General features: G+C 64.9%; 26 protein-coding genes. 13 read left to right on the top strand and 13 right to left on the bottom strand.

What is annotated here, in order from left to right; genetic code table 11:
- Positions 1 to 92 precede the first annotated feature (92 nt).
- The 4 genes from AB7G19_RS37470 to AB7G19_RS37455 form a co-directional block, all read right to left on the bottom strand.
- Positions 93 to 1,025, bottom strand: coding sequence for an alpha/beta hydrolase (locus AB7G19_RS37470; protein WP_441268772.1), 933 nt, complete (start codon positions 1,023 to 1,025; stop codon positions 93 to 95).
- A gap of 143 nt (positions 1,026 to 1,168) precedes the next feature.
- The gene (locus tag AB7G19_RS37465; RefSeq protein ID WP_094184312.1) at positions 1,169 to 1,684 is read right to left on the bottom strand and encodes a hypothetical protein; all 516 of its coding nucleotides are present in this window, start codon (positions 1,682 to 1,684) and stop codon (positions 1,169 to 1,171) included.
- Positions 1,685 to 1,704: 20 nt separating this feature from the next.
- Entirely contained in the window at positions 1,705 to 3,327 is a 1,623-nt protein-coding gene (locus AB7G19_RS37460) for a flavin monoamine oxidase family protein (RefSeq protein ID WP_135214797.1), read from the bottom strand.
- A 328-nt stretch (positions 3,328 to 3,655) separates the two neighbouring features.
- Complete coding sequence (locus AB7G19_RS37455; RefSeq protein WP_085403428.1) at positions 3,656 to 4,225, bottom strand: alpha-ketoglutarate-dependent dioxygenase AlkB; 570 nt, start codon at positions 4,223 to 4,225, stop codon at positions 3,656 to 3,658.
- A gap of 79 nt (positions 4,226 to 4,304) precedes the next feature.
- On the opposite strand from AB7G19_RS37455, the gene AB7G19_RS37450 reads away from it, so the two are divergent.
- Complete coding sequence (locus AB7G19_RS37450; protein WP_007597071.1) at positions 4,305 to 4,445, top strand: hypothetical protein; 141 nt, start codon at positions 4,305 to 4,307, stop codon at positions 4,443 to 4,445.
- On the opposite strand, the gene AB7G19_RS37445 is transcribed toward AB7G19_RS37450, so the two are convergent.
- From AB7G19_RS37445 to AB7G19_RS37435, 3 genes are read right to left on the bottom strand one after another with little or no spacing between them, the layout of a single operon-like run.
- A complete protein-coding gene (locus AB7G19_RS37445) occupies positions 4,442 to 6,028 on the bottom strand; it encodes an ATP-binding protein (protein WP_085403427.1) in 1,587 nt (528 codons plus the stop codon). The two genes, AB7G19_RS37450 and AB7G19_RS37445, sit on opposite strands and share 4 nt — an antisense overlap.
- Positions 6,025 to 6,729 (bottom strand): response regulator, encoded by a 705-nt coding sequence (locus AB7G19_RS37440; protein ID WP_085403426.1) that lies wholly within the window; start codon positions 6,727 to 6,729, stop codon positions 6,025 to 6,027. Before AB7G19_RS37440 ends, AB7G19_RS37445 begins: the two co-directional genes overlap by 4 nt.
- Positions 6,730 to 6,745: 16 nt before the next feature.
- Entirely contained in the window at positions 6,746 to 8,242 is a 1,497-nt protein-coding gene (locus tag AB7G19_RS37435) for a DUF4153 domain-containing protein (protein ID WP_085403425.1), read from the bottom strand.
- A 189-nt stretch (positions 8,243 to 8,431) separates the two neighbouring features.
- On the opposite strand from AB7G19_RS37435, the gene AB7G19_RS37430 reads away from it, so the two are divergent.
- Positions 8,432 to 9,796, top strand: a complete 1,365-nt coding sequence (locus AB7G19_RS37430; RefSeq protein WP_085403424.1) for a glycoside hydrolase family 3 N-terminal domain-containing protein — start codon at positions 8,432 to 8,434, stop codon at positions 9,794 to 9,796.
- Here the strand turns inward: AB7G19_RS37430 and AB7G19_RS37425 are convergent.
- Complete coding sequence (locus AB7G19_RS37425) at positions 9,772 to 11,394, bottom strand: ABC transporter substrate-binding protein (RefSeq protein ID WP_085403443.1); 1,623 nt, start codon at positions 11,392 to 11,394, stop codon at positions 9,772 to 9,774. The genes AB7G19_RS37430 and AB7G19_RS37425 overlap by 25 nt on opposite strands.
- Positions 11,395 to 11,502: 108 nt before the next feature.
- Positions 11,503 to 12,393, bottom strand: a complete 891-nt coding sequence (locus AB7G19_RS37420) for a LysR family transcriptional regulator (RefSeq protein ID WP_071909447.1) — start codon at positions 12,391 to 12,393, stop codon at positions 11,503 to 11,505.
- 97 nt (positions 12,394 to 12,490) lie between these two features.
- Between AB7G19_RS37420 and AB7G19_RS37415 the strand changes: the two genes are divergently transcribed.
- Positions 12,491 to 13,168: a peroxiredoxin-like family protein gene (locus AB7G19_RS37415; RefSeq protein WP_085403442.1), complete on the top strand. Its 678-nt coding sequence runs from the start codon at positions 12,491 to 12,493 to the stop codon at positions 13,166 to 13,168.
- 3 nt (positions 13,169 to 13,171) lie between these two features.
- Here the strand turns inward: AB7G19_RS37415 and hydA are convergent, their stop codons facing one another.
- Together hydA and AB7G19_RS37405 are read right to left on the bottom strand one after the other, a co-directional pair.
- Positions 13,172 to 14,626, bottom strand: a complete 1,455-nt coding sequence (gene hydA / locus AB7G19_RS37410) for a dihydropyrimidinase (RefSeq protein ID WP_085403423.1) — start codon at positions 14,624 to 14,626, stop codon at positions 13,172 to 13,174.
- Positions 14,627 to 14,740: 114 nt separating this feature from the next.
- Complete coding sequence (locus AB7G19_RS37405) at positions 14,741 to 15,349, bottom strand: TetR/AcrR family transcriptional regulator (protein ID WP_085403422.1); 609 nt, start codon at positions 15,347 to 15,349, stop codon at positions 14,741 to 14,743.
- Positions 15,350 to 15,452: 103 nt separating this feature from the next.
- Between AB7G19_RS37405 and AB7G19_RS37400 the strand changes: the two genes are divergently transcribed.
- From AB7G19_RS37400 to AB7G19_RS37375, 6 genes are all read left to right on the top strand, one after another.
- Complete coding sequence (locus AB7G19_RS37400) at positions 15,453 to 16,148, top strand: PspA/IM30 family protein (protein ID WP_085403421.1); 696 nt, start codon at positions 15,453 to 15,455, stop codon at positions 16,146 to 16,148.
- A 40-nt stretch (positions 16,149 to 16,188) separates the two neighbouring features.
- Positions 16,189 to 16,464 carry a YiaA/YiaB family inner membrane protein gene (locus tag AB7G19_RS37395; RefSeq protein ID WP_014491840.1) on the top strand — a complete coding sequence of 92 codons (276 nt, stop codon included), beginning with the start codon at positions 16,189 to 16,191 and terminating at the stop codon, positions 16,462 to 16,464.
- A gap of 261 nt (positions 16,465 to 16,725) precedes the next feature.
- Positions 16,726 to 17,787 (top strand): amidohydrolase family protein, encoded by a 1,062-nt coding sequence (locus tag AB7G19_RS37390; RefSeq protein ID WP_085403420.1) that lies wholly within the window; start codon positions 16,726 to 16,728, stop codon positions 17,785 to 17,787.
- Between the two features lie 71 nt (positions 17,788 to 17,858).
- Positions 17,859 to 18,971, top strand: a complete 1,113-nt coding sequence (locus AB7G19_RS37385) for an amidohydrolase family protein (RefSeq protein WP_167768044.1) — start codon at positions 17,859 to 17,861, stop codon at positions 18,969 to 18,971.
- Positions 18,972 to 18,992: 21 nt separating this feature from the next.
- The gene (locus AB7G19_RS37380) at positions 18,993 to 19,406 is read left to right on the top strand and encodes a Rieske (2Fe-2S) protein (protein ID WP_014491843.1); all 414 of its coding nucleotides are present in this window, start codon (positions 18,993 to 18,995) and stop codon (positions 19,404 to 19,406) included.
- A 73-nt stretch (positions 19,407 to 19,479) separates the two neighbouring features.
- On the top strand, positions 19,480 to 19,686 hold the full coding sequence (locus tag AB7G19_RS37375; RefSeq protein WP_014491844.1) for a hypothetical protein: 207 nt from the start codon (positions 19,480 to 19,482) through the stop codon (positions 19,684 to 19,686).
- 159 nt (positions 19,687 to 19,845) lie between these two features.
- Here the strand turns inward: AB7G19_RS37375 and AB7G19_RS37370 are convergent, their stop codons facing one another.
- Positions 19,846 to 20,691 (bottom strand): SDR family NAD(P)-dependent oxidoreductase, encoded by an 846-nt coding sequence (locus AB7G19_RS37370; RefSeq protein WP_085403419.1) that lies wholly within the window; start codon positions 20,689 to 20,691, stop codon positions 19,846 to 19,848.
- Between the two features lie 183 nt (positions 20,692 to 20,874).
- Here AB7G19_RS37370 and AB7G19_RS37365 point away from each other — a divergent pair, with 183 nt between their 5' ends.
- The 4 genes from AB7G19_RS37365 to AB7G19_RS37350 all read left to right on the top strand — a co-directional run bounded on the left by AB7G19_RS37365 (position 20,875) and on the right by AB7G19_RS37350 (position 25,460).
- Positions 20,875 to 22,371 (top strand): aldehyde dehydrogenase family protein, encoded by a 1,497-nt coding sequence (locus AB7G19_RS37365; RefSeq protein WP_135214800.1) that lies wholly within the window; start codon positions 20,875 to 20,877, stop codon positions 22,369 to 22,371.
- A 207-nt stretch (positions 22,372 to 22,578) separates the two neighbouring features.
- Complete coding sequence (locus AB7G19_RS37360) at positions 22,579 to 23,442, top strand: outer membrane protein (protein WP_085403417.1); 864 nt, start codon at positions 22,579 to 22,581, stop codon at positions 23,440 to 23,442.
- A gap of 157 nt (positions 23,443 to 23,599) precedes the next feature.
- The gene (locus AB7G19_RS37355; RefSeq protein ID WP_085403416.1) at positions 23,600 to 24,727 is read left to right on the top strand and encodes an alkene reductase; all 1,128 of its coding nucleotides are present in this window, start codon (positions 23,600 to 23,602) and stop codon (positions 24,725 to 24,727) included.
- A 226-nt stretch (positions 24,728 to 24,953) separates the two neighbouring features.
- Entirely contained in the window at positions 24,954 to 25,460 is a 507-nt protein-coding gene (locus tag AB7G19_RS37350; RefSeq protein WP_441268771.1) for a GFA family protein, read from the top strand.
- Here AB7G19_RS37350 and AB7G19_RS37345 read toward each other — a convergent pair.
- Positions 25,414 to 25,845 carry a TfoX/Sxy family protein gene (locus AB7G19_RS37345; RefSeq protein WP_085403415.1) on the bottom strand — a complete coding sequence of 144 codons (432 nt, stop codon included), beginning with the start codon at positions 25,843 to 25,845 and terminating at the stop codon, positions 25,414 to 25,416. The two genes, AB7G19_RS37350 and AB7G19_RS37345, sit on opposite strands and share 47 nt — an antisense overlap.
- Between the last annotated feature and the right edge of the window lie 80 nt (positions 25,846 to 25,925).

Raw genomic sequence — 25,925 nt, 5'->3', positions numbered from 1 at the left:
TCCGCTGCGCTCCCTCCCCCTTGCGGGGGAGGGCGGGGGAGAGGGGTGGCCCAGCAAAAGGTGAAAGTCGTCGCGCCGCCCGCAACGCGCCGCTACGGCAGCTCCCGCGCCTCGAGCTGATGCACCAGCAGCAGCGTCGGTTCGGCGAGGCTGTCGCCGGAGCCGTCGAGGCCGAAGGCGGCGGCGATGCCGTCGCGGCTGCGCAGCAGCGTGCTGCGCGGGCAGTGGCCGGCGCCGCACAGCGTCTTCTTCAAGGTCTCGCCCTGCGCCACGAGGCTCGCGGGATCGTTCGCGGCCCAGGCCAGCACGATCGGCGCATCGACGTTGAGGATGCCGGGGAAGACCGACCGCTTGTCATATTGGGTGGGGTCAGTGCCGAGATAGGCCTTCTCGCTGTCGCTCGCGTCCTTGCCCGCGCGGTAGATCCCGGACACCAGCACGACGGCGGCGACATCGGCGCGGTCGGTCTGGAACTCGGGATGCGCCAGCAAGGTGGCGACATGGAAGGCGCCGGCGCCGTAGCCGACCGCGACGATCTCGCGGGCATCGCCATTGAACAGGTCGATATTGCCGTGGACCCAGGATAGCGCCGCCGCGACGTCGGTTGCACCCATCGGCCAGGTCGCCGCAGGCGCAAAGCGATAGTTGACGCGCACGCCGATCATGCCGTTGCGCGCGGCAAAGCACATCGCCTGGTCCTGGACCTCGCGGGACAGGTCCGGCGCGCCGCGATCGCCGGCAAAGGTGTCGCCCCCCACGAACAGCAGCACGGGCCGGGGCGTATCCGCCTTGGTCTCGCTGCTGGTGGCGACGTCGAGCACATTGGCCTCGCTGTCGCCGTAGCGCAGCCCGCGCGAGAAGGAGATCTGCTCGCACAGCCGCGCGGTGCCACCGGCGGTCGTGTCGTTGTCGGTGAGGCCCACCCGGACGAGATTGGACGGCCCCGTGAGCCGCGCCGGCAATGGGCCGTGTGCCGAGGCTGCCGTCATGCCCAGGATGAGAAAGAAAGCGAGATAATTCTTCATGTTGGTATGTTGGTGCCGGCCCTGCGTGCCCGATATGGGTTCGCGCGTTTGGCCCGTCTTTTCAATTCGCCTTATTAGTTAGTTGGTCTTGAGGCGATTTCACGGCACCCGGTTTCTTGCCCATGTTCTTGCCCATGCGCGGTTCAATTCCCCGGCTGGAAGGTGCAGTCGGCTCCGCTCCCGTCCTTGCGGCGGATGGCATTGGGGTCGATCGTGCAGCTCAGCTTGCTCAGGCTCTCGAAGTTCGATCCCGCCGCACCATCGGGCGGAATGCCGGCGAGCGCTTCTGTCGCGAAAATTTCATTGGCCGTCGAGCCGTTCACGGTCCTGCTCTTCTTGCCGAAGGTCAGCTCGCAATTGCGTAACGTGATGTCGACATTGCCGGTGCGGCAGACGATTCTGTCCACAGTCACCACGATCGGCTTCTTGTAGGGAATCTCGGCATTGGCGGCGAACAGCATCGCCACCGCCTTCCTCTCGGCGCCGGTCAGGTCCGGCGACAGCGGCGCGATCACGCCCGCGAGCGCCAGCGCCGTCGAGCCCGAGACTTTCGCAGGCGTTGCCCCCGAGGCTCCGGTGGCGTTGAGCGCGCCGGCAAAAGCGAGCGCGGCGACGATGCGGGCCCAAATCCTGGATCGGGCCCTTGTCGTGAATGTCATTCGCGTCGCTTCCTCTCCGGTCACGGCTTCGCCGCCGCAAGGCGCCCCGAACCTATGACAGAATTGCTAGTCCGGGCAGAGCCATGCGCTTCAGGCTGCTTGTCGATGGCCTTGATGATCGCAGCCGCCGCCGTCTGGCCGGACTGGAGAGCCCCTTCCATGTAACCGAAATACGCAAAGCAGGTGTGCTCACCGGCAAAGAACAGGCGGTCCTCGAAGCCCTTGGCCAGCAACGGCCCGGCGAGGCAGACCTCGCCGGGGGCGGGACAGGAGTAGCCGGCGGCGGTCCATTCGTCGCGCGGCCAAGCCATGAACTCCGGCTGATCGGCCAGATGCGCGACATAGCCCTTGTAGACGCTGCCGATCTGCTGCGCGTAGAACAAGTCGACCTGCGTCTGGTCACCGGGCCGGTAGTGCTTGAGAGCTTCCGCCGCGACGTCGGCGCCGGCAAACAGGCTGAGCTCGACCGGTTGCTCCGGCGGGGCGATCTGGTTGTCCGTCCCTTCCCAGGTGACACCGAACTGGTTCGAGATGGCGGTCGGGGCGAGGCCCTCGCCGATCCAGAAGCGCTTCTTGAGCGGGCTGAGATATTTCACCGCCGTCCCCATCGTGACGTAGTAGTCGTGCGGCAGGTGGGGCGTGATCGTGATCTTGGCGTTGGGTGAGTCCGGCCACAGGCTCGGGGGTATCGCGAGCACGGCATAGTCGGCGGCGAAGGGCGCGCGTGCCGTTCCGTTGCCGGAGGGGCTGAATTCCAGGGTCACGCCTTCACTGTCGATGCGGATGGCGCGCACCGGCGTCGACAGGTGGGTGCTGGCGCCGTTGTCCTTGATGTCCTGCGCGAGACGAATGGCGAGCTCCTGATTGCCTTCCGAGCAGCGCAAAGTCTCGGTCTGGGTGAAGAAGGCGTCGATCTGGTCCTTCATCCGTCCGCCCGCGACGACGGCCAGATTAGCAAGAAGGCTCTGCTTGGTGGTCGGCTGGCCGGCGTCGTTGGAGAACTGCTCCTCCATGGCGTGCTTGGTGAGCTTCGAGCAGTCGAGGCTGGCGATCCACTCCGCAATCGTCCTGGCGTCGAGTTTCCTTGCGCCCTTGGCGCGCCAGGGCTTGTCAGGCTTGACCCTGCCGGCCCACCGACTGAGCTTGCCGAAAGCATCGTCCATCTCGTGATAGACCAGCTTCATCTGGCCGTCGGAGAGCTTGTGGCCGTCGAGAAACACCGGCATGTCGAGCTCGAGCGCGTCGAAATTGGTGTCCGAGGTGATGACGGACAGGCCGAGCTCGAACCGCTTGGCATATTTCAGCCAGAGCGGATGGTTGTAGCCGATCAGCTCGCCGCCGGCCTCGACGATCCCGCTCGGCTTCTTCTTGCTGAGAACCCGGCCGCCGAAGCGGTCGCGGGCCTCGAACAGCGTCACCTCGCAATGCGCGACGAGCTCGGAGGCCGCCATCAGGCCGGCGAAGCCGCCGCCGATGATCGCGACTTTCGGGCGTCGCACCGCCAGCGCGCGGAGCGCGGTGGGTGAGCGGATCGTGGGTGGGGTGGGTTGAAGGGCGAGCTTGTCCTTGACCCGCCGCTGGCGCTCCGCCCCCGAAATCCTGGGCCCGTAACGCCGGTGCAGCCGCGCAAACAGCGAACGCATCGCGAGCTTCCCTTGAAAATGTCTTCGGCCGGGACGGCGCCGTGCCGCGCCCTGAAATGCTGCAACATCGGCTAAAAATGGACCGGCCGATAGAATCGAGACTAACTTACAATCTTGCGGAGAGTCGAGTGGCGGCTTCTCTTCCGCCCGAAATCTTGCCCCTGCCCGGCAATTGAAGGGAAAATCCGCGAACCGCGCGGCGATTGCGCGGTGCGGCTGTTTTGGTCCGACGTGTCAAACATTTGGGGCGCGCGACCGCGGCCGCATGCCGGCCGCGCGTTCTACTGTGCATGGGGTTGTTTTCGCAGTTTTAGTTTTGGACCGGCCGTTACACCCGCTTCATCGTCCGGAAGGTGATGGAATAGCGGCGTGCCTCGACCGGCGGGATGCTGTGCTCCCATTGCGACCGCGCCTCGCCGTCCATCATGTAGAGCGAGCGCGGCAGGGCTTCGAGCGCGTGGCGCTTCCATTTGTCGCCGCTGCGGCGGCGGAAGCGGAATTTGCACGGCGAGCCCAGCGACAGGCCGAGGATCTCCTTGAAATGCGGCTTGTCGCGGTGCCAGCCGATGCCGACGCCGGTGTCATATTCGGTGCAGAGCACCTGCCGGACGCTGCCGCCAGCGAGGCCCGCCCAGGCCTCGACCTGCCGCACCACGGGCAGGACCCAGTCCGGGATCGGCTCGGCCTCGGCCAGCCGTTGCAGCGAATAATCATAACGATAGCCGAACGACGCCACCCGGCGGTTGCCCTCGAAGGCGCCGAACTGGAAGCGCTGCAGCGGCAATGCTGCGATGCGGCCGATCAAGTCCTGCTCGACGGCGGCCTCGACGAAGTCATCGGTATAGCGAAGCCCGCCAGGACCGGCTTGCGGTTCGGCGAACAGACCAAGTTGCATCATTCCTCGCATTTCCGTGATGGAACCTATTGGCGGCTGAAGCGACTTACATAGGACACGGAAAAAAACGTGCGAGGCTGTCATGGCAGAGAAGCATACCGCCGATCCGGCAGAGATCATGCGGGCGACCGGTCATCCCGAGCTGGAATATGCCGCCGGCTGGACCATCGCCGGTCTGGTCACCATCGGCACCATCGTCGCCGCCTGGGTGTTCGCGATCTAGGCTATCGGAAACTGGAGCTCGAAGGCCGCGCCCTCGTCGGTCGGCTTCAGCTTGATCGAGCCGCCATGGCTCGCCATCACCGCGCGCGCGATCGCCAGCCCCATCCCGGTGCCGCCCTGGTCGCGGCGGGTGGTGAAGAACGCATCAAAGATCCTGTCGCGGTTCGGCGCCGAAATCGGCTCGCCGTCATTGCAGACCGTCACAAGCAGGGTCGTCCGCTCGTCCACCGCCTCCAGCCTGATGGTCCTCGCCCGGTGCCGCATCGCGTTGTCGGCGAGATGCGACAGCACGATCAGCGCCTTCTCGCCGGACATACCGATCGTCCGATCGAGGCGGCCGCTGGCCTCGATTGAGCTTGCCGGAAACCGGCTCCTGAGGTCGGCGATCACGGGCGCAAGCTCGGTGCGTTCGTTCTGCGGCAGGCTTTCGGCGCGGGCGAGCTCGCGCAGCCGCTGCGCCATCGCCTCCAGCCGCTGCGTGTCCGACAGGATGTTGGCGATGAACGTCTTCTGCTCGGCCGGCGTCAGGCCTTCCGGCTTTCCTTGAAACGAATCCTGCAACAGCTCGGCCGCGCCCTTGATCGAGGTCAGCGGCGATTTCAGCTCGTGGGTGAGGTGGGCCGAGAACGTCGCGATATAGTCCGAGCGCCGCGCCAGCTGCTCGGCCATGCCGAGAAAACTGTGCGACAGCTGGGCGAATTCGCGGGTGCCGTAATGCCGGAGCGGCCGAAACGCCTCGCGATCGCCGCGGCCGATGCGCGCGGCGCGGTCGATCAGCTCGCGCATCGGCAGCGTGATGGTGCGCGAGAATACGAGGCCGATCGCGATCGTGCCGAGGATGACGGCGAGCCCCGCCAGCACGAACTTGGCCCGCTCCTGGTAGAGATGGTCAAAGATGTTGCTCGGCGTCCGCGTGGTGTAGATCACCCCGGCGACGCGGTTGTTGACGATGACGGGCATTGCCGAGAACACGTGCACGCCGAGGCCGCGGCTGAACGAATAGATTGGCGGCGGCGGCCGATCCGGGACGCGGTTGCGCAGCGTGGCGCGGTACTGCCCGTGCAGCGCGTCCGCGACCTCCTCGATATGGGCGAGCGATTGCCCGACCTCGTAGCGCCCGGCGATCACCACGCCCTGCGGATCGAGGATGCGAAAGCCCGCCAGCGTCACCTTCTGGGTCTCGCGGATGATCGGCGTCAGTCTTGCGCCGATCTCGACATAGGCTGGCTGCGCCGGCTGGGGCGCTGCTTGCGCATCCGGCCGCCGCCGCAAGAGATCGTTAGCGGTGAGGTCGAGCGCGGGACGGATCGGGGTGACCTGGTCGCCGGGGTCGGGCAGCACGTTGGGCGGCACCTCGGCGCCGAGTGTCAGGCCGCTGTCGAGCCGCGCTGTGACCTCCTGCGCATAGATCGTCGCGAGCACGCGGCTCTGCGCAATCAGCTCGGCCTGGGTCTGGCGGATGAGCTGGTTGTCGTAGAGGCGGAAGAAGAACAGGCCGACCAGCGGCAGCACGCCGACGGTCGCCAGCACCGTGAAGATCACGAGGGTGAGCGACGGCCGCCATTTGTCGGGCGCTGCGCTCATGCCTCTTTCTCGCAGCGGCCGAGCTTGAAGCCGACGCCGTGGATGGTCTCGATCACGTTGTCGCAGGCCAGCGCCGCGAGCTTGGCGCGGATGTTGCGGATGTGGCTGTCGATGGTGCGGTCGGAGACCTGGATGTTGAGCTGATAGGCCGCCCGCATCAGCTGCTCGCGGTTGAACACCGAGGTCGGCCGGGTCAGGAACGCGCGTAAAATGCCGAACTCGATCGCGGTCAGCTTTAGCGGCGTGCCGGCGAAGGTCGCGACATGCTGTTCGGGATCGATCAGCAGGCCGCCTTGCGACAGCGCGCCCGGCCCGGCCTTGGCCTCGCCATTGCGCGGGCTGAGGCGGCGCAGGATGACGTTGACCCGCGCCACCAACTCGCGCGGGCTGAACGGCTTCGTCACGTAATCGTCGCCGCCAATCTCGAGGCCGAGGATGCGGTCGATCTCCTCGTCGCGTGCCGACAGGAACAGGATCGGCACGTCGGAGGTCTTGCGGATCTCGCGGCAGACGTCGAGACCGTCGAACTCAGGCATGCCGATGTCGAGCACGATCAGATCGGGCCTGCCGGCGGCAAAGCGGGCGAGTGCCTCCTTGCCGTCGCGCGCCTCGATCACGTCCATGCCGGCCTTCTTCAAGGCGACGCGGATGACCTCGCGGATGTGGCCCTCGTCGTCGACGATGAGAATGCGATGCGCCAAGAACCTCTCCGCTTCCTCAGCCTGCCTGCTGATCCTTCGCCCGCGCGTCCAGCCTGCGCTGGAGCCGCCAGCTCCGAAAGCCCCAGCTCCGCCAGGCCAGATCCTGGCGCTGCTGTTCTACAAGGCGGTCGCGGCGCGACACAAGGCAGCTCTCGGGGGCGCCGGGCCGGAGCAAGATGGCCTTGTCGATGGCAGGCAGCGCCTGCGGCCCGAGCGTCAGGAGATAGTTGATGTCGATCTGCACGCCTTTGCCCGATGCTTCCCGGCTGTGGGTGACATTGTAGTCGGCAATGAACGCATCGAAGTTCACAAGCGAGCAGCCATAGAGCACGATCGCCAGCGCGATCAGATTGGCACCGACCAGCCATTGGTTGGACCGGTTGAGCGCGATGCGCGCCAAGATCAGGACCAGCCCGAGCGCCACCAGCCCCATCCAGATGAAGGCCGCGATCCGCCAATAGGTCAGCATGTAGATGTCGACATAGAGATCGAGGCGGAGGATGGAGGAGGCGACGAGCAGCACGTTCTGCCCGACCCAGAGATAGACCAGCGGCCGGATCACCTTCGATTTCTCGGCCGCCCCGCCCGGGCGCATCGCGACCAGCACGAAGGCAGCGGCGAGCAACGCCGTCGCTATCAGCGGATAGGCGCCGCGATGGGCGTAGGCCGCATAGGTCAAATTGTCGGGCAGCGCCACATGGCCCCAGAGATAGATGCCGTCGAGGATGGACTGCGCCGCGAACAGCAGGTTGAACAGGATCAACGAGCGCAGAATGGTGGAGGGGTTCAGAAATTCGGCCGAGACCAAGGGCGGGAGCGGGGGCGGCACGGGGCCGTCGGCAACGGCGGTGGTGACAATCGTCCTGCGCCGCCAGCGCACATGGATGAACGGCCAAACCAGCGCCAGCATCATGGCCCAGAACAGCAGGCGCGGGATGCTGATATATTCGAGGATGAGCTTTGGATTGAGCAGGGACACCCACTGCTCGATCACCGGATTGGCCGCAGCGAACAGCGCGACGAAGACGGTGCTGAGCGTTGCCGGGAGCAGCCAGAGTGCAAGGCCGCGGGTGAACGCCGACATGTTGAAGACCTGGAGCGCCTCGAGGAAGAACCTGAAGGGACCGAACAGGACAAAGTTGCGCAGCGCGCGGGCACGCTCCGTGAGCTCGGTCGTTTCCGGATTGGTCGCGATCAAATGCGCAATGGCCAGCGCCATGGTGAGGATCAGGAAGGACAGCATGTTGAGCTCCTCGATGGCCGGAACGAGGCCGGCGACGAGAATGGCCGTGCCGATCATGGCGCGCCGCAGATCCAGGGCCGCATGATTGAAGAGCACCGACACGCAGGCCATCGCGATCGCAAAGAGCGTCAGCGACAGCCCGATCCGCTGGCCGTAGAACAGCCAGTCGGCGAGCGTGGCCAGCACCAGCGCGAGGCCGACCTTGGCCGGGATCGAGGAATGCCTGATCGGCTGGATTTCCGCTGCTATCGTCGAAGCCAGGCTCGTCATGTCCAAATGACCTTTCGTGATGGGTGGCATCACGAAGTCTGAACGGCGCTTGTGCAGAAGGCGGGACCATCGTCTGCACGGTTTCAGGAGTCTTTTGCAGTTTTCGTGCAGGCGCGCGTTTGCCTCTCGCACAGCGTGATTCGCTTTGATAGGTGCGAAGCATTCGCCACTCATAGCGTGTGACGCATCATGCAATTCCTCGGTCGTATCGGTCTCGTCCTGCTCTGGCTGGCCGCGCCTCTCGTCGCATTCGCGGCCGCCAACAAGAACGATCCCTATCTGGTCCCGCTGCGCGGCGCGGGAAACCTCGCGCTTGTCGTCGCAAGCCTCGCGATCGTCATCCTGCTGCTACGCAAAGGGCGTTGGCGTACCATCGCGGGCAAGCTGCTCGTCGTGCTCTGGTGCCTGCCGCCGGTCCTGATGTCGGCGGCGCATCTGAAGTTCGAGCTGCGCAAGCACGACGTGCTCGCCGCGAGCGCCACCGAGGCGCGTCAGCTCGGACCTCACTTCATGGTGGGCTATTCCTCCTTTCCCGAGGTTGCGCGCCTTGCCGAGCAGGGCTTGATCGGCGGCGTCTACGTGACCCGGCGCAACATCCACGGCCGGACCGTCGAGACGTTGCGCGCCGAGATCGCGGCGCTCCAGGACAAGCGGCGCGCCGCCGGCCTGCCGCCGCTGGTCGTTGCGGCAGACCAAGAGGGCGGCATCGTCGGACATCTCGCGCCGCCGCTGACGAAGGTGCCGGCGCTGGCGACGCTCAGCGGGCTCGCCCCCGACGAACAGCAGGCCAGGGCCCAAGAGTTCGGCCGTATCCACGGCCGCGAGCTCGCCGGGCTCGGCGTCAACCTCAACCTCGCGCCGGTGCTCGACCTCAAGCCGCCGGTTCGGCGCAATCGTCTCGATTTTCACACGCTGATCGGTCAGCGCGCGATCGCGACCGACCCTGCCGTCGTCAGCACGATCGCGAGCGCCTATGTGCGCGGGCTGGAAGAGTCAGGCGTCGGTGCTACGCTGAAGCATTTTCCCGGCATCGGCCGCGTCCGCACGGACACGCATCATTTCAGCGCCAAGCTCGATACGCCGGTAAAAGAGCTCGAAGCCACCGACTGGCTGCCGTTCCGCGAGGTGTTGTCGCATTCGCGCAGCGCGCTCATGGTTGGGCACGTGACGCTCACGACCGTCGATCCCGATCGCGCCGCCTCGCATTCGAAACGCGTTATTGATGGCATCATCCGCGACAAGTGGGGTTACCAGGGCATGGTGATGACCGACGACCTCGTGATGGGTGCGATCTACCAGCACGACGTCTGCAAAGCCGTGGTCGAGGCGATCAACGCCGGCGTCGATTTGCTGCTGGTTGCCTATGACGGCGCGCAATTCTACCGGGTCTTCGCCTGTGCGCTGGATGGGGCGCGGCAGGGCAAGCTCGACGCCGCGATGCTGCGCACCAGCGCGGCACGGTTGGCGCTGGGCTTTCCGACCGAGCAGGCGCGGGCCGCCTCGGACGTCGTCCGCGTTGTCGAGCGGCATCAGCCCTTCGCGAACTGGCGGTAGTCGGGTTCGCGGTGAAACCAGAACTCGTAGCCGGTGATGGCCTTCTGCATGGCGACGTCGTGGATCGGCTGGTTGAGCGGAACGACGGGAACGTCGCGCATGCAGAGCGCGATGAAATCCTTCACGCACCGGTCGTATTCCGCCGCATCCGCCGTGAAGCGCGCCTTGTCGATCAGCGCGTCCATCGCCTTGTTCTGGTATGACGAGATGTTGAAGATCGAATTGTTGCCGTGGAAATTCCAGTAGAAATAGTACTCGGGATAATCGAGCCAACCGCTGAAGCGGTTGAGCGCGAGCGGCAGCTCCTTCTTGTTCAGCGTCGTGCGCCAGTTCGCGCCGGGGATTTTTTCGATGGACGCCTTGATGCCGATCTTGGCGAGGTTCTCCTGGATCAGAATGGCGGTCGGCTCGCCGACGGTCGCAGTGCCCGTGTCGAGCGACAAGGTCGTCTCCAGGCCAGACTCAAAGCCTGCTTCCTTCATCAACGCCTTGGCCTTGTCGAGATCGGTGACATAGGGAAACGGCTGCGGCCAGACCGGCTTTGAGACTTCGGCGGCTCCGCCATACATAGGAACGGCGCGGCCGAAGAACGCGCTGCTCTGGATCTGCTCATAAGGCATCGCCCAGGCGATGGCCTGCCGTAGCTTCACATTGTCGAACGGCGGCTTCGCCGTGTTGAGTGCGATGTACCAGAGCGCATTCGGGATCGGCACCCCCGATACCTTGACCTTGCCCTCCCGAATGATCTGCTCGAAATCGCGCGGCGCAAAGCCGCTGGAAATATCCGCATCGCCCCGCTCCAGCATCGCGCGGCGCGTGCCGGCCGAGGGGACGTCGCGCGCGATCACGCGCCTGATCTTCGGCAGCGGTCCGCTCTTCCAGTCGTCGAAGCGCGCCAGCACGGTCTCGCTTCCTGGCTTCCAGCTTTCGATCCTGTAGGCGCCGCCACCGGCCTCGTTGGTCCTCAGCCAAGCCAGCGCCCAGGGATCTTCCGCCGTCGCGTTCTTCTTGGCGAGTTCGGAATTGATGATAAAGGGCACGACGACGGCGACGTTGAACAGCAGCATCTTGTCCTTGCGGATATAATCGATACGGAAGGTGTGATCGTCGACCACCACGAACTGCTCGGGCTTCTCCAGCGAACCCGCCGACATCTGGAAGGTCGGAAAGCCGCCGACCTTCACGGCGCGGTCGAACGACCATTTGACGTCCTTGGCGGTAACAGGCGTGCCGTCGTGGAATTTCGCGTCCTTGCGAAGCTTGAAGGTGCAGGACATGTCGTCGGCTGCGACCTCCCAGCTCTCGGCGAGTTCAGGCGCGAGCTTCTCGCGATCATAGGACGCGGTCCCGTCGGGCAACGTCTTGGAGGCGTAGGTCAGCAGGCGGTCGTAGCAGTTCCAGGACAGGCCGTTCACGGTCTGGTTGGAGCCGACGCCCTGCATGTCGAGCGAGTTCGGCCCGAGCTCCTGCACCACCAGCAGTGTCTCGCTACGCCCTTGGGCAGTGGCGAAGCGAGGTGCGATGGCGGTCAATCCAGCTGCGCCAAGGCCTCCCAGCAACACATTGCGGCGGCTGATGTCGAAAGACGATGCATTCATCGATGCCTCCTTGAGCCAATTGCGACCAAAGGAGGCAAGCGCCATGCCAGTAAATGCGACGCATGGTGTCGCAGCCCGCTGTGCCCGCGGAACGGTCCGGCGCGTCGCTCATGGCGTCTGCTTCATGTCGGTCGCGAGATAGTCCACCAGAGCGCGCACCTTGGTCGAGGGGCGGCGGCCACCCGGGAAGACGGCGTAGACGTCGATGGGCGAAAGCTTGTAGCTCTTCAACAGGGGGACCAGCGTGCCGGCGGCGATCTCGGGTCCGGCCATGATTGGCGATGTGATCGCGATGCCGAGCCCCGCCTGCACACAGGCGAATACGCCGGGGCCGGAATCGGTGGTGATGCGGCCGCGGACATCGACCGATGTCTCCGTTCCGTTCCGCGTGAACGACCAACTGGTGCGGCCGGACTGGCCTGGTCCGAAAATGCAATCGTGGGACGCGAGGTCCGCCGGCGTTTTCGGTGTGCCACAGATGGCAAGATAAGACGGCGATGCCACCACGAGGCGCGGCAATATCCCGAGACTTCGCGCGCCAAAGCCGGAGTCGTTGAGCAGGCCGAGCCGAATGGCGACATCGGTCCCCTCGGCGACGAGGTCCTGGCGTTCGTCGACCACGGATAGCTCGACGCGCAGCAGCGGATGCGCAGCCAGGAATTTCGGCAGGCGCGGGATGATGTTCCGGGCGCCGTACATGACGGGCATCGTGATGCGGATCGTGCCACGCAGCGAGTCGATGCCGCGCGCGGCGTCCTCGGCGTCCTCGATATCGGCCAGCACTTCGCGTGCGCGGGTGAGGAACAGCGCGCCGGCGTCGGTGACGGTGATGCGGCGCGTGGTTCGCAGCAGCAGCTTGACGCCCAGCCGGGCCTCCAGCTCGCCGATGATGCGGGACACCGAGGGCTGCGACAGGCCGAGCTCGCGTGCGGCCTTCGAAAAGCTGCCGCTCTCCGCCGCGCGGACGAACACGGCCAATTCTTGCAGTCGATCACTCATTTGAAATCCAGATAAATGTTGTCCGTATCGACCGTATACCCCTTCATTTTCAAATGATCCAGATAGGACGGGCCAACAGCAAAAGATGGAGCTACCCATGGCCCTGCAAGACAAACTCGATGCCTTCAAAGCCGACTTCGAAGCCGGCCGCTTCCCGCTCAAGCCCAGCAAGGAGGCGCTCGACACCATGCACCGCGCCACCGCCGAACTGATCGCGAGCGGCCAGGCGCAGCGCGCCAAGAAGGCCGGCGACGCCGCGCCGGAATTCATCCTCAGGGATCCCGACGGCAAGCAGGTCGCGTCGCGCGACCTGCTCGCGAAGGGACCGCTGGTCGTGTCGTTCTATCGCGGCGTCTGGTGCCCGTATTGCAACCTCGAGCTCCAGGCGCTGCAGGAGACGCTGCCGGAGATCGCCGCGCGTGGTGCGAGCCTCGTTGCGATCTCGCCGCAGACAGCGCCGAACAGCCGCAAGTCGGAGCGCGAGAACAAGCTGTCGTTCCCGATCCTGAGCGACGTCGCGAGCGGCCTCGCCGACGCCTTCGGCATCCGCTTCGCGCTGCCGGCCGATCTCGTCTCGCTCTACAAGTCCTTCAAGAACGACCTGCCGACGTTCAACGACAATCCGGCCTGGGTGCTGCCGATGCCCGCGCGCTACGTCATCGGCCGCGACGGCATCATCGCCTATGCGGAGGTGAACCCGGACTATACGCAACGCCCCGATCCGTCCGAACTGTTGCCGGTGCTCGACCGGTTGCGGGCCGGCAAGGCGGCCTGATCGTTACGGCGTCACCGCTCCGCGTGTGACCGCACGCGGGGCGGTCAGTTGCTTCCACGTCGAGTTGGCGACATGCACCGGCGAGAACGCCGGACGCTCGACATAGTGCCCGTCGCCGGCCTCGGCGCGCAGATCGCCAGCCTTCCAGACGATGCGGCCACGCGACAGCGTCGCGGCCGGTCCGCCGGTGCAGGCAAAGCCTTCGAACACGTTGTAGTCGATCCGGCTCATCTGCCGCTTCGCGCTGATGGTCTTGCTCGCCCTGGGGTCCCACACCACGACATCGGCGTCCGAACCGACGGCGACGGCGCCCTTGCGCGGGTAGATATTGAGGATGCGCGCGATGTTCGCCGAGGTCACCGCGACGAATTCTTCCTTCGTGAGCCGCCCCGTCGCGACGCCCGCGGTCCACAACAATGCGAGCCGATCTTCGAGGCCGCCGGTGCCGTTCGGGATCTTCCTGAAATCGCCGAGCCCGAACCGCTTCTGCTCGGTGGTGAAGGCGCAATGGTCGGTGGCGACCACCTGGAGCGAGCCTGATTGCAGGCCGGCCCAAAGACTGTCCTGATGCGATCTGTCGCGGAACGGCGGCGACATCACGCGCTGCGCGGAATGATCCCAGTCCCTGTTCTGGTACTCGCCGGCATCCAGCAGCAGATGCTGGATCAACGGCTCGCCGTAGACGCGTTTCCCAGCAGCCCGTGCGCGGGCAATCGCCTCATGCGCTTCGCGGCAGCTCGTGTGCACGATATAGACCGGCGTGCCCGTCATGTCGGCGATCATGATGGCGCGGTTGGTGGCCTCGCCCTCGACCTCCGGCGGCCGCGAGTAGGCGTGGCCCTCGGGGCCGGTGACGCCGCGCGCGATCAGCGCTTCCTGCATCAAGGCGACGACGTCGCCGTTTTCCGCATGCACCACCGGCATGGCGCCGAGATGGGCGCAGCGCGCGAACGAGTTGTAGAGCTCGTCATCGTTCACCATTAGCGCGCCCTTGTAGGCCATGAAATGCTTGAAGGTGTTGATGCCGTAGGTTTTGACCACGGTCTCCATCTCGTCATAGATCTGCTTCGACCACGACGTCACCGCCATGTGGAAGCCGTAGTCGATCGCCGCCTTCTCGGATTTGTGCCGCCACTCCTGATAGGCCGCGAGCATCGACTGGCCGGGATCGGGCAGGCAGAAATCCACCACCATGGTGGTGCCGCCGGTCAGCGCCGCCTTCGTCCCGGATTCGAAATCGTCGGCGGTCACCGTGCCCATGAACGGCATTTCGAGATGGGTGTGCGGATCGATCCCGCCCGGGATGACATAGGCGCCGCCGGCATCGACGATCTCCGCGCCCGTCGGTGCATCGAGCGATGTTCCCATCGCGACGATGGTCTCGCCGTCGATCAGCACGTCCGCACGGCGCGAATGATCATGATTGACGACGGTGCCGCCGCGGATGAGGAGGGGCATGGGAGACTCCGGAGAGAGGACGAGATGCGGCGAAAGCTAAGCGTGCTGCCAGCGATGCGACAGGCGAAATTTTAGTCAGGCGTCGCCGCCGGTTTCGCTGCGCTCTCTCGGCTTCTACGCCGCCCGCGCGATCAAGCCGTCGATCATCGCCCGCACCAGGCCCGCGATTTCCTTCCGCAGCGCCGGCAGCGGCACGGCGACCAGCCTCTGCTCGAGCCCCAGCGCCACCATGCCATGCACGGCCGAGAACAGGCTGCGTGCGGTGATGCCGAGCTCTTCGGTCCCTCTGTCCGGAAACAACGCTGCCAGCGGCGCGTAGATGTGGCGGAACAGCTGCAACTGGTCGTCGACGGACCAGTCGGGGACTTCCTTGCCGGGCGCCATGCGATGCTCGAACATTGCGCGCCAGAGCTCGAGATTTTCTGCGGCGAAATCGCAATAGGCGATCGCGATGCGGACCAGCGTCTCCTGCGGCGACGGATTGCCCGCGCTCACCGCCGCGCTGAGCACCTTGTCGAGCCGGAGTAACGTGCGCGAGCCGACGCGCAGGACCAACTCGTCCACGTCGGCGACGAGATTGTAGACCGCGCCATTGGCGCAGCCGATCTCGCGGGCGAGATCGCGGGTTTTGAGACCCGCCAACCCGCGCTCAGCGATCATCCGCTCGGCCGCCTGGATCAGGTCGGCCCGCAATTTCTCTCGACGTTCCAAGGCTTTAGTCATTTATTAATCAAATTCTTGAGCGACGCTCAAATATTTATTGAACGATGTTCAAGGTTTCTGCTACAAACCATCTGTGAGCAACGCTCATAACAGGGAGCAGCAAATGTTCAAGACCGTAGTGACACTTTTCCGCGGCAGCGTGGCCGCCGCAGGCGAGGAACTGGAAGACCGTACGACCCTTCTGATCCTCGACCAGCAGATGCGCGACGCGGCCGCCGCCGTCGAGCGCAGCAAGCGGACCCTGGCGCTGGCAATCGCCCAGGACCAGCAGGAAGGCCGCAAGCTCGAGGCGACCGTGGCCCGCATCGCCGACCTCGAGACCCGCGCGGTTGCGGCGCTCGACGGTGGCCGCGAGGACCTCGCCAAGGATGCTGCCGAAGCCATCGCAGGCTTGGAGGCCGATCGCGATGCGGCGATGACCGCACGCGCATTGTTCGCGACCGAGATCATCAGGCTGAAGCGCCACGTCGCAAGCGCGCAGGCCCGCATCACCGAGCTCGATCGCGGCCGTCGTGTCGCCCGTGCCTCGGAAGCGGTGCGCTCGCTTCGTCGCAGCGGCATTGAGGCGGCACGCCCTTACGAATCCACGCTGCCGGAGGCGGAGAGCACCTTGAGGCGCCTGCGCGACCGGCAGATGGAAGCCCAGGCCGCTGACGACGCGCTGGTCGAGCTCGATGCGGCCAGCGGTCCGCTCGCCACCGCCGAACGGCTCGCCGAGCAGGGCTTTGGCCCCCGGCTCAAGACGACCGCGGACGACGTGCTGGCGCGGTTGAAGTCCAAGCGCATGCCGACCGCCTGATCCCAAACCCAATCATCATTCGAACCAACAGGAGACCATCATGAACCAGAACGGCCAGCCCCACAGCAGCGCCTGGGTGACCTTCACTTACGCGTCCTTCGCAGCCTCCGCGTTCCTCGTCGCCATCGGCATCTTCTTCCTGCCGATCGATCTCTGGATGAAGGGATATCTCACCATGGGCATCGTGATGCTGATCCAGACCTGCATCACCTTGACCAAGACGGTGCGCGACAATCACGAGAGCAGCCGGCTGGTGAACCGGATCGAGGATGCCAAGGCCGAGCGACTGCTGATGGAAGTGTCCAAGGCGGCTTGAGGCGAGAGCGCATAAAAGCGCGAAATAGCTGCAGTATGGAGCGGCGGATGCCGTAGCATCCACCGCTCGCGCCGTGAGACCATCCACCATCGAGCGGTCGCCGCGTGCGACGAATCGCGGATCTTCATATCGCGCCTGCGAAATGCAACCGAGCCATGACGGATCGCGCGGGCGGGCGACCTTGCGCGCCGGCACGGGCAGGGGCACTCTGCGCAAGCGGCGCACAAGAACGCCGCCAATAAGATTGCACGAGGAAGCTCCATGGCGGTGACGCGGATCGACTGCGACATCCACCCGGCGGTTGGTGGCACGCGCACGACGCTGCTTCCTTATCTCAGCGATCACTGGAAAGAGCAGGTCGTGAGCCGCGCCATCGACGGGCTTGATCTCACCTCCTATCCGCCGAGCATGCCGCTGACCGGCCGTGCCGACTGGCGGCCGGCCAATGGCGTCAAGCCCGGCTCCGACCTCGCCATGGTGCAGAAGGGCGCCTTTGATCAATTGGGCGCCAGCCACGCGATCCTCAACGTGCTCTATGGCGCGCAGGCCGTGTTCGACGCCTACATGGCGGCAGACTTCTGCAAGGCTATCAACGACTGGATCGCCGCCGAATGGCTGTCGCGCGATCCGCGCCTTCGGGCCTCCATCGTGGTGCCGATGCAGGATCCGGATCTCGCGATCGAGGAGATCGAGCGCCGCGCCGGCGACAATCGTTTCGTCTCCATCCTGGTATTGGCGCAGGGCGAGACGCTGTTGGGTCGGCCGCATTTCTGGCCGGTGTACCGGCTCGCCGAGAAGTACCAGCTACCGCTGGCGATCCATGCCGGTACGCAATATCGTCAGGCGCCGAGCTCGGCCGGCTGGCCGTCGCACCGCTACGAATATTACTTCGTCGAGGCGCAGGCGTTTCAGGCGCAGATCCTGAGCCTCATTTATGAAGGCGTTTTCGGCAAGTTTCCCAACCTGAAGGTCGTGCTGATGGAATCCGGCGTGAGCTGGCTGCCGGCCTTCATGTGGCGCGCCAACAAGACCTGGCGCGGCGTCCGCGTCGAGGTTCCCTGGGTCGAACGCGAGCCGGCTGCAATCATCCGCGACAATTTCCGCGTCACCATGCAGCCCTTCGATGCGCCGGGCGACGCCAAAAGCGTCGAGGAGATCATCGACCAGATCGGCTCGGAAAAGATGTTCCTGTTCGCGTCCGACTATCCACACTGGCAGTTCGACGGCGACGATCCGATTCCGCCGAACCTGCCGAAGAGCATCATCGCGAAGATGTGCGTCGACAATCCGCTGGAGACGTTTCCGCGGTTGTCGCTGAATTGACGCATGATCCGGAAAAGTGGGTACCGGTTTTCCGATAAGATCATGCGCAAACAAAAAGTTTGGAGGATCGCATGAGTGACGTCATCGACCGCCCGCTGCTCGACGAAGAAAAGCCCGCCGCCTCGCGGTTGCGCATCGTCGATTGCGACGTGCATCCGAGCTTGCGCTCGACCGATGATCTCAACGAGTTCCTGCCGAAACGCTGGCAGCAGCATCTGAAGGAGTATGGCAGCCATCTGCGCACGCCTTATCTCTTCACCACGCCCTATCCGCGGTCATCGCCCTTGATCGCACGGCGTGATGCGTGGCCGCCGACCGGCGGGCCGCCCGGCTCTGATCTCGCCTTCATGCAGAAGCAGCATCTCGATCCGCTCGATGTCGAGTTCGGCATTTTGCAGGTGCTCGATCTCTTCATCTTCTCGCAGCAGAACCTGGAATTCGGCGCCGCGATCCAGCGCGCCATCAACGATTGGCAACTGGCGTTCTGGTCGCATCGCGATCCGCGCCTGAAGGCGTCGATCCTGGTCGGGCAGGACGGCGTGGATCTCGCCATCGCCGAGATCGAGCGCTGCGCCAAAATCGGCGAATACATCCAGATCAACGTCTCGCCGCGCGCCAACGAGCCGCTCGGCCGCCGTCGCTACTGGCCGATCTACGAGCGCGCCGAGGCGCTGGACCTGCCACTCGGCATCCATGTCGGCGGCTATGGCGGGCATGCGCCGACCGGCGGCGGCTGGCCGTCCTATTATGTCGAGGAGCACCAGTCCAACGCACACACCATCGCGGCGCAGCTTGCGAGCCTCGTCATCGAAGGCGTGCCGGAGCGGTTTCCGAAGCTGAAGATCGTCTTCATCGAGGGCGGCTTCGGCTGGATCCCCTCGGCGGTGTGGCGGATGGACCAGCATTTCGAGCGCTTCCGCAGTGAGGTGCCGCATCTCAGGCGCAAGCCGTCGGAATATGTGCGCGAGCATTTCTGGTTCACGACGCAGCCGATCGACGAGCCCGACGAGGCGCGGCATCTGCGTTCGCTGATCGAATGGGTCGGCATCGACAGGCTGTTGTTCTCGTCGGACTATCCGCACTGGGATTTCGACGATCCGCGCTTCGCCTTCAAGACGCCGCTCTCTGAAGCCGAGCGGAAGAAGATCTTCAGCACCAATGCCCGCGCGGTCTACAAGTTCTGAGCAAAGAGGTTCTGAACGGATATGGCCCGTCACATCGTCGCGCGCACCTCGGAGATCCCGCCCGGCGGCAACAAGGTCGTCGATATCGCGGGCCGCGACATCGTCGTGTTCCACGTCAATGGCGAGTTCTTCGCACTGTTGAACCGCTGCCCGCACGAGGGCGCGCCGCTGGAGAAGGCCGCTTGCGTGGCGCGGCTGACCTCGCCCGAGCCCGGAATCTATGAGCGCTCGCGCGTCGGCGAGATGCTGCGCTGTCCCTGGCACGGCTGGGAATTCGACATGCGCAACGGCCAGTCCTGGTTCGATCCGAAACGGGTCAAGATCCGGTCCTATCCGGTCGCGGTGGAACGTGGCGAAGAGTTGCAGAAGGGCCCATATGTCGCCGAGACGTTTCCGGTGCATGTCGAAGACAGCTATGTGATTGTCGAGGTCTGAGCCGGCATTGCCGATTGAGATTCCAACGCAGGTGCGTTATGGCTCTCGCGCTTTCCAGAGGCGGAGATGAGCTTTGTCGAAACAATCCCTGCGTGAGGAGGCCGAGCGCCTGATCCGCGAATCGATGGAAAAGAAGACCATCGTCGTCAAGCAGGGCTCGACCCGCATCGAGGCCGTCTGCGGCAAGTGCGGCGCCCCGAACCGGGTGCAGGCGGAAAAGGGCCAGAGCCGGGTCAAATTCGCGTGCAAGAATTGCGGGCATCAGCAGGAAACGCTGTAGGGCGCTTGCGCGGTATTGCTGCGCCGCGAGGCTCTAGCTCCTCATCCTGAGGAGCCCGCTGAAAGCGGGCGTCTCGAAGGATAGAGGCCGAGCTGTCGCAGCGGGGCCTTCATGGTTCGAGACGCGCGTTCCGCGCTCCTCACCATGAGGGTCTGATAGTCAGTCCCCCTTCACGAACTTCGCGAACGCGTCGGCATAGTCCGGGTGCCAGCGCGACAGCGGCGGGCGGTTCTCGACGATGTCTCCCGCCGCCCACAGCATCCGCTTCTCGTCGAGCTCGCGCGGCACGTCGTTGTCCGGGCAGAGGATGTAGAAGTCGCCGGCTTCCAGCCGTGCCAGCATGAAATCCACGGTCTGCTCAGCCGTCCAGGCCCCGGCCGGCTTCTCGGTGCGGCCCTTCGCGGTCAGGCCGGTGAAGACGAAGCCGGGGATCAGCAGATGCGCGGTGATGCGGCAGTCCTTCGTGTTGCGCAGCTCGTGTTGGAGCGCTTCCGTAAAAGCCTTCACGCCGGCCTTGGAGACGTTGTAGGCGGGATCGCCGGGCGGCGTGGTGATGCCCTGCTTCGAGCCGGTGTTGATGATCAGCCCAGCCTTGCCGCGCGCGATCATGCCGGGTGCGAAGATGCGCGAGCCGTTGATGATGCCCCACATGTTGACGCCGATGATCCGCTGCCAGTTGTCGGGCTCGCCGAACAGCGTGCTGCCCGGCTGGATGCCGGCATTGTTCATGAGGATGTCGGTGCCGCCGAAGCGCTCGCGCACGCCGCGTTCCAGTTCCGTCACGCTCTCGGCCTTGCTGACATCGACCGCGAACGTCATCACATGTGTGGCAGGCGTGACGGATGACAGTTTTGTTGCAGCTTCCGCCAGCCGCGCCTGATCCACATCTGCGATGCACACCTTCATGCCGGCGCGCGCGAAGGCCAGCGCGGCAGCCAATCCGATACCGGATGCGCCGCCCGTGATCACGGCGACATTGTCTTTGACGATGGCGGAATGTGGCATGGTTGGTCTCCGGGGAAGGGCTCGGTCGAGCTATAACATGGCACTCGCGCGACCCTGCACAAGTCGGCATGGGAGGTCTTCGTTCCACGCCGCCTTTACGCCTTTCCGGCGGCGCTGTATTCTATTTGACCTAACGATCCCGCCCAGATCGAACCAATCAATCATTTGACAGGGAGTGCAGCCATGGCTGTGTCGCAGGCTATTCCGATCACGCGCCATCCGTTCGCCAACGGGTCCTACAAGCAGATGCTGATCGACGGGAAGTGGGTCGATGCTGCCTCAGGCAAGCGCTTCGAGACCCACAACCCCGCCACCGGCGAATTGCTGGCGACGGTCGCCGAGGGCGACAAGGAAGACATCGACCGTGCGGTCGCCGCCGCTCGCCGTGCCTTCGAAGGCCCCTGGAGCAAAGTCAAACCGTTCGAGCGGCAGAACCTGCTGCTCAAGCTCGCCGACCTCGTCGAGAAGAATTTCGACGAATTGTCGCAGCTCGACACGCTCGACATGGGCGCGCCCCTCAGCCGCACCCGCGCCTATCGTCTGCGCGCCGTCGGCATGCTGCGCTATTACGCCGGCCAGACCACCGCGATCCATGGCGAGACCATCGAGAACTCGCTGCCCGGCGAAATCTTCTCCTACACGCTGAAGGAGCCGATCGGCGTCGTCGGCGCCATCATTCCCTGGAACGGCCCGCTTACCGCGACGATCTGGAAGATCGGCCCGGCCATCGCGACCGGCTGCACCGTGGTGCTGAAGCCTGCCGAAGAGGCGCCGCTCACCTCGCTGCGCATCGCCGAACTGGCGATGGAAGCCGGCATTCCGCCCGGCGTCATCAACGTCGTGCCCGGCTATGGCGAGACCGCGGGCGCCGCGCTTGCTTCGCATCACGACGTCGACAAGGTCGCCTTCACCGGCTCGCATGTCACGGGACAATCGATCATCCGCGCCTCGGCCGGCAACCTCAAGCGCGTCTCGCTCGAGCTCGGCGGAAAGTCGCCGGACATCGTGTTTGCCGATGCTGATCTCGATGCCGCCGTCCCCGGCGCCGCGATGGCGGTGTTCGCCAATTCCGGCCAGATCTGCAGCGCCGGCACGCGCCTGTTCGTCGAGCAGTCGGTCTACGAAGAGTTCGTCGGCCGCGTCGCCGAGTTCGGCAAGAAGCTGCAGGTCGGCAACGGCCTCGATCCCAATGTGCAGATCGGCCCGCTCGTGTCCGAGGAGCAACTCAAGCGCGTCACCGGCTATCTCGACATCGGCCAGAAGGAAGGCGCGCGTGCGCTCGCCGGCGGCGGCCGCGTCACCGAAGGCGCGCTGTCGAAGGGCTTCTTCGTCTCGCCGACGGTGTTCGCGGGCGTGCAGGACAACATGCGCATCGCGCAGGAGGAGATTTTTGGTCCCGTCATCTCCGCGATCGCGTTCAAGGACATGGACGAGCTGGTCAAGCGCGCCAACAACACCACCTTCGGCCTCGGCTCGGGCCTGTGGACGCGCGACGTCAGCAAGGCCCATGCGGTGGCGAAGAGCTTGCGCGCCGGCTCGGTGTGGGTGAACTGCTACCAGGCGATGGACCCGGCCGTACCCTTCGGCGGCTACAAGATGAGCGGCTACGGCCGCGAATCCGGCAAGCAGCATGTCGAGGAATATCTCAACGTGAAGGCCGTCTGGATCAAGACGGCGTAGGGCGTTTCTGCTGCCGCGTCCGGGTTTCAGCGGCTGATCTTGCTTGCGGCGACGAGAGGCTGCTTGCGACGACCAGAAGTTGTTGCCCGGGCGCTACAAGCGTTTTGAAACGGCTGTTGTCCGCGATCTCGCAAGGATTGTTATCCCATTTCGAACGTCGGCCCGTTACTGCTGGTCAACGTCAATGTTCGGGTTGGGATATCGAGAATGCTTCGCTTCACTTCGATCATGCTTGTGGCTTTGGGCGTCGCCTCGACGCAGCCCGCGGTCGCAGCCGATATCGCCGCGCGTGCGCCGCTCTACAAGGCGCCGCAATTGCCCGTCGCCTACAACTGGTCGGGCTTCTACGCCGGCGTGAATGTCGGATATGGCTGGAGCGATGATGCGATCAAGCTCGTGCCGCACGACCCGGTTTTCACCGCGGGTGTGCTCGACGTGGCCCTCGCGGGTGGCCTTGTCCCGCCGTCATTGGCAACAAACCCGCGTGGTGTGCTGGGCGGCGTGCAGGCCGGCTACAATGTGCAGACGGGCTCCCTGGTATGGGGCGTCGAAGCCGATATCGCGGCCGCCGGCATCAAGGGCAGTTCGACGGTCTCCCGAACCCTGCCGGTCTTTCCGGACATCATGACCAGGCAAGAGCAGAAGGTCGACTGGTTGGGGACCGTGCGCGGCCGGATCGGTGCCACCGTTACACCCGACCTGATGCTCTACGCGACCGGCGGTCTTGCCTATGGACATGTCAAGGCGTCGACGTCGATCGTGGATCCCACGCTTGCGGCCGGCACGCCCTGCCTCAACGTGATCTGTGGGGCGGGGACGTCGGAAAGCTGGCGCGCGGGCTGGGCCGTCGGCGGTGGCGGCGAGTACCGCTTTGCGTCGAACTGGAGCGTCAAGCTCGAATATCTCTATTATGATCTCGGCAGCGAGAAATACACTTTCTTCAATCCGCTGTTCCCGTTCACTCCGGGCCCCGCGCGTGGCTTTGACGCAACCGCGGATTTCACCGGCCACATCGCGCGGGTCGGCCTGAACTACAAGTTCGGCTCGGGCCCGGTCGTCGCGAAATACTGATCCGCCGTTCTGGACGGACAGCAAGCCCCGGGCCCGGCCCGGGGCTTTTTGCTTCTGCCGCTTCTTTCGGCTGGCCAGCCATCCACCCAAGCGACTTCCGGGCTGCCACTCTTTCTCATATGATCCCCGTCCTCTCATCGATCATTCCGGGGATCACATGAAATTCGAGGCGTTGTTCAAACCGTTGCAGGTCGGTCCGTACAAGCTGGCGCATCGCGTCGCGTTGGCGCCGCTGACGCGCATGCGCGCCGAGCGCGCGAGTTTTTCGCCGCGGCCGCTCAACGCCGAATATTACGGTCAGCGCGCCACGCAAGGCGGCTTGATCATCGCTGAAGCGTCCCCCGTGCTCTCGCATGGCCGCGGCAACCCCGCGACGCCCGGCATCTATTCGGAGGCGCAGATCGCCGGCTGGCGCAAGGTGACGGATGCCGTGCACGCCAAGGGCGGCATCATCTTCCTTCAGCTCTGGCATGTCGGCCGCGTTTCGCATTCGTCCTTCCACGGCGGTGAGCCGCCGGTCTCGGCTTCGGCGATTGCGATCAAGGCCGAAGGCATGAAGGCGATGACCGCCGACGGCAAGATTTCTGATTACGAGACCCCGCGCGCGCTGGAGACCGACGAGGTCAAGGGCGTCGTTGAGGCGTTCCGGCAGGGCGCGAAGAACGCGCTTGCCGCCGGCTTCGACGGCGTCGAGATCCACGGCGCCAACGGCTATCTGCTCGAGCAATTCCTGCAATCACGCAGCAACCAGCGCACCGATCAATATGGCGGTTCGATCGAGAACCGCGCGCGGCTGCTCCTGGAAGTCACGCAGGCGGCCATCGACGTCTGGGGCGCGAACCGCGTCGGCGTGCGGCTGTCGCCCCACGGCATCGCCAACGATTCCGGCGAGCCCGATCCGATGCCCCTCTACACCCACGTCGTGAAGACGCTCGACAAGCTCGGCCTTGCCTATCTTCACTTCATCGAGCCGCGCTCCAGCGGCGCTGGCCGTGCCGACGTCCACTGGGAGAACGTGCCGTCGGCGATGGTGCTGTTTCGTCCGCTCTACAGCGGCGTGCTGATGACCGCCGGCGGCTTCACCGGCGAGACCGCGAATGCGGCGATCGCCGACGGCCATGCCGACATCATCGCCTTCGGCCGCATCTTCATCTCCAACCCAGATCTGCCGCGCCGCCTTCGGCACGACTATCCGATCACGCCGTATAACCGCGCGACGTTCTACGGCGGCGAGGAGAAGGGGTATACGGATTACCCGGTGTATGACGAGCTCGCGACGGCGTAGAGACCTTCGTAGCCCGGATGGAGCGCAGCGAAATCCGGGTTTCTCACCTCGCCGATAGACTTCCCCGGATTGCGCTTCGCTCCATCCGGGCTACAGGTCTATATTCGTAGCTCCGACGAGCCCACAAACTCCGTCATTGCGAGCGTAGCGAAGCCATCCAGAGTCTTTCCGCAGAGGCAGTCTGGATTGCTTCGCTGCGCTCGCAATGACGACGGAAGGACCTACCATGGCCAAAGCCGCAGTCGCCGCAGGAACCGCCACCGGCCAATGCCTCTGCGGCAAGGTCACCTTCGAGATCGACGTCCCCGCGCGTTGGGCCTGGCATGATCATTCGGCCAGTAGCCGCCGTGCCCACGGCGCGGCCTATGCGACCTATGTCGGAAGCTGGAAGAAGCGCTTTCGCATCACCTCGGGGAAAACCGCGCTCGCCCGCTACGAGGACAAGGCCACCAGGACCGCGCGCAGCTTCTGCGCCCATTGCGGCACGCCGATCGCGTACGAGCGGCCGCGCGGACCGCACATGGTCAACATCCCCCGCGCACTATTCAACGAGCGCACCGGCCGCCAGCCGCTCTATCACATCGCGATCGAAGAGCTTCAGGAATGGGCCTATACCAGCGAGCCGCTGGTGCCGCTGAAGGGCTTTCCGGGCGTGGTCTGGCAGCGCTCGAAAAAGAAGAAGCGCGCTAGCGGCGAAGACCCTTTCGAGCTCGGCCGCGAGGAGGTGCTTTAGCCTTGGCGGCGACCTTGGTCTTCGCCGCAACAGCCTTCCGCGGCGCCGCTTTGCGTCCCGCCGCATTCGCCGCCACGAAGTCGAGCCCGCGCTTGACCCATTTTTTCAGATCGGCATCGCTCTGATAGCCGTCCGGCGCGACGCGCACAAAGCCGGTCATGATGCGCCCGCGCATTTCCATCGGGCTGGCGTGCGGCTCCTGCAGCATGCGTGCATGCGCGTCCGGGCCGACACGGATCAGCATGCCGCCGCGCCCGCTTACGGTGCAGCACATGGTGTTGTTCACCATGAAGCAGAGGCCGCCCATCATCTTCTTTTCCGCGACGTCTCGCTGACCCGCCAGCAATTTGCGCACCCGCGCCGCGGTGTTCTCGTCATAGGCCATCGCGTCTCCCCGTGCAGGTTTACGCCCGAGCATGTTCCCAGCTTGCCCGCGCCGACGCAAGTCTGCCATGACGGCGCTTC

Origin of the sequence: Bradyrhizobium sp. 215_C5_N1_1 (genome assembly GCF_052075935.1) — a bacterium.
Taxonomy (GTDB): domain Bacteria; phylum Pseudomonadota; class Alphaproteobacteria; order Rhizobiales; family Xanthobacteraceae; genus Bradyrhizobium; species Bradyrhizobium barranii.
This window is presented reverse-complemented; position numbering and strand designations above follow the sequence as displayed.

What these genes read in the sequence shown, in the direction of transcription:
- AB7G19_RS37470 (WP_441268772.1), bottom strand. Translation starts at nt 1,025, where the DNA reads ATGAAGAATTATCTCGCTTTCTTTCTCATCCTGGGCATGACGGCAGCC.
- AB7G19_RS37465 (WP_094184312.1), bottom strand. Translation starts at nt 1,684, where the DNA reads ATGACATTCACGACAAGGGCCCGATCCAGGATTTGGGCCCGCATCGTC.
- AB7G19_RS37460 (WP_135214797.1), bottom strand. Translation starts at nt 3,327, where the DNA reads ATGCGTTCGCTGTTTGCGCGGCTGCACCGGCGTTACGGGCCCAGGATT.
- AB7G19_RS37455 (WP_085403428.1), bottom strand. Translation starts at nt 4,225, where the DNA reads ATGATGCAACTTGGTCTGTTCGCCGAACCGCAAGCCGGTCCTGGCGGG.
- AB7G19_RS37450 (WP_007597071.1), top strand. Translation starts at nt 4,305, where the DNA reads ATGGCAGAGAAGCATACCGCCGATCCGGCAGAGATCATGCGGGCGACC.
- AB7G19_RS37445 (WP_085403427.1), bottom strand. Translation starts at nt 6,028, where the DNA reads ATGAGCGCAGCGCCCGACAAATGGCGGCCGTCGCTCACCCTCGTGATC.
- AB7G19_RS37435 (WP_085403425.1), bottom strand. Translation starts at nt 8,242, where the DNA reads ATGACGAGCCTGGCTTCGACGATAGCAGCGGAAATCCAGCCGATCAGG.
- AB7G19_RS37430 (WP_085403424.1), top strand. Translation starts at nt 8,432, where the DNA reads ATGCAATTCCTCGGTCGTATCGGTCTCGTCCTGCTCTGGCTGGCCGCG.
- AB7G19_RS37425 (WP_085403443.1), bottom strand. Translation starts at nt 11,394, where the DNA reads ATGAATGCATCGTCTTTCGACATCAGCCGCCGCAATGTGTTGCTGGGA.
- AB7G19_RS37420 (WP_071909447.1), bottom strand. Translation starts at nt 12,393, where the DNA reads ATGAGTGATCGACTGCAAGAATTGGCCGTGTTCGTCCGCGCGGCGGAG.
- AB7G19_RS37415 (WP_085403442.1), top strand. Translation starts at nt 12,491, where the DNA reads ATGGCCCTGCAAGACAAACTCGATGCCTTCAAAGCCGACTTCGAAGCC.
- hydA (WP_085403423.1), bottom strand. Translation starts at nt 14,626, where the DNA reads ATGCCCCTCCTCATCCGCGGCGGCACCGTCGTCAATCATGATCATTCG.
- AB7G19_RS37405 (WP_085403422.1), bottom strand. Translation starts at nt 15,349, where the DNA reads ATGACTAAAGCCTTGGAACGTCGAGAGAAATTGCGGGCCGACCTGATC.
- AB7G19_RS37400 (WP_085403421.1), top strand. Translation starts at nt 15,453, where the DNA reads ATGTTCAAGACCGTAGTGACACTTTTCCGCGGCAGCGTGGCCGCCGCA.
- AB7G19_RS37395 (WP_014491840.1), top strand. Translation starts at nt 16,189, where the DNA reads ATGAACCAGAACGGCCAGCCCCACAGCAGCGCCTGGGTGACCTTCACT.
- AB7G19_RS37390 (WP_085403420.1), top strand. Translation starts at nt 16,726, where the DNA reads ATGGCGGTGACGCGGATCGACTGCGACATCCACCCGGCGGTTGGTGGC.
- AB7G19_RS37385 (WP_167768044.1), top strand. Translation starts at nt 17,859, where the DNA reads ATGAGTGACGTCATCGACCGCCCGCTGCTCGACGAAGAAAAGCCCGCC.
- AB7G19_RS37380 (WP_014491843.1), top strand. Translation starts at nt 18,993, where the DNA reads ATGGCCCGTCACATCGTCGCGCGCACCTCGGAGATCCCGCCCGGCGGC.
- AB7G19_RS37370 (WP_085403419.1), bottom strand. Translation starts at nt 20,691, where the DNA reads ATGCCACATTCCGCCATCGTCAAAGACAATGTCGCCGTGATCACGGGC.
- AB7G19_RS37365 (WP_135214800.1), top strand. Translation starts at nt 20,875, where the DNA reads ATGGCTGTGTCGCAGGCTATTCCGATCACGCGCCATCCGTTCGCCAAC.
- AB7G19_RS37360 (WP_085403417.1), top strand. Translation starts at nt 22,579, where the DNA reads ATGCTTCGCTTCACTTCGATCATGCTTGTGGCTTTGGGCGTCGCCTCG.
- AB7G19_RS37355 (WP_085403416.1), top strand. Translation starts at nt 23,600, where the DNA reads ATGAAATTCGAGGCGTTGTTCAAACCGTTGCAGGTCGGTCCGTACAAG.
- AB7G19_RS37350 (WP_441268771.1), top strand. Translation starts at nt 24,954, where the DNA reads ATGGCCAAAGCCGCAGTCGCCGCAGGAACCGCCACCGGCCAATGCCTC.
- AB7G19_RS37345 (WP_085403415.1), bottom strand. Translation starts at nt 25,845, where the DNA reads ATGGCCTATGACGAGAACACCGCGGCGCGGGTGCGCAAATTGCTGGCG.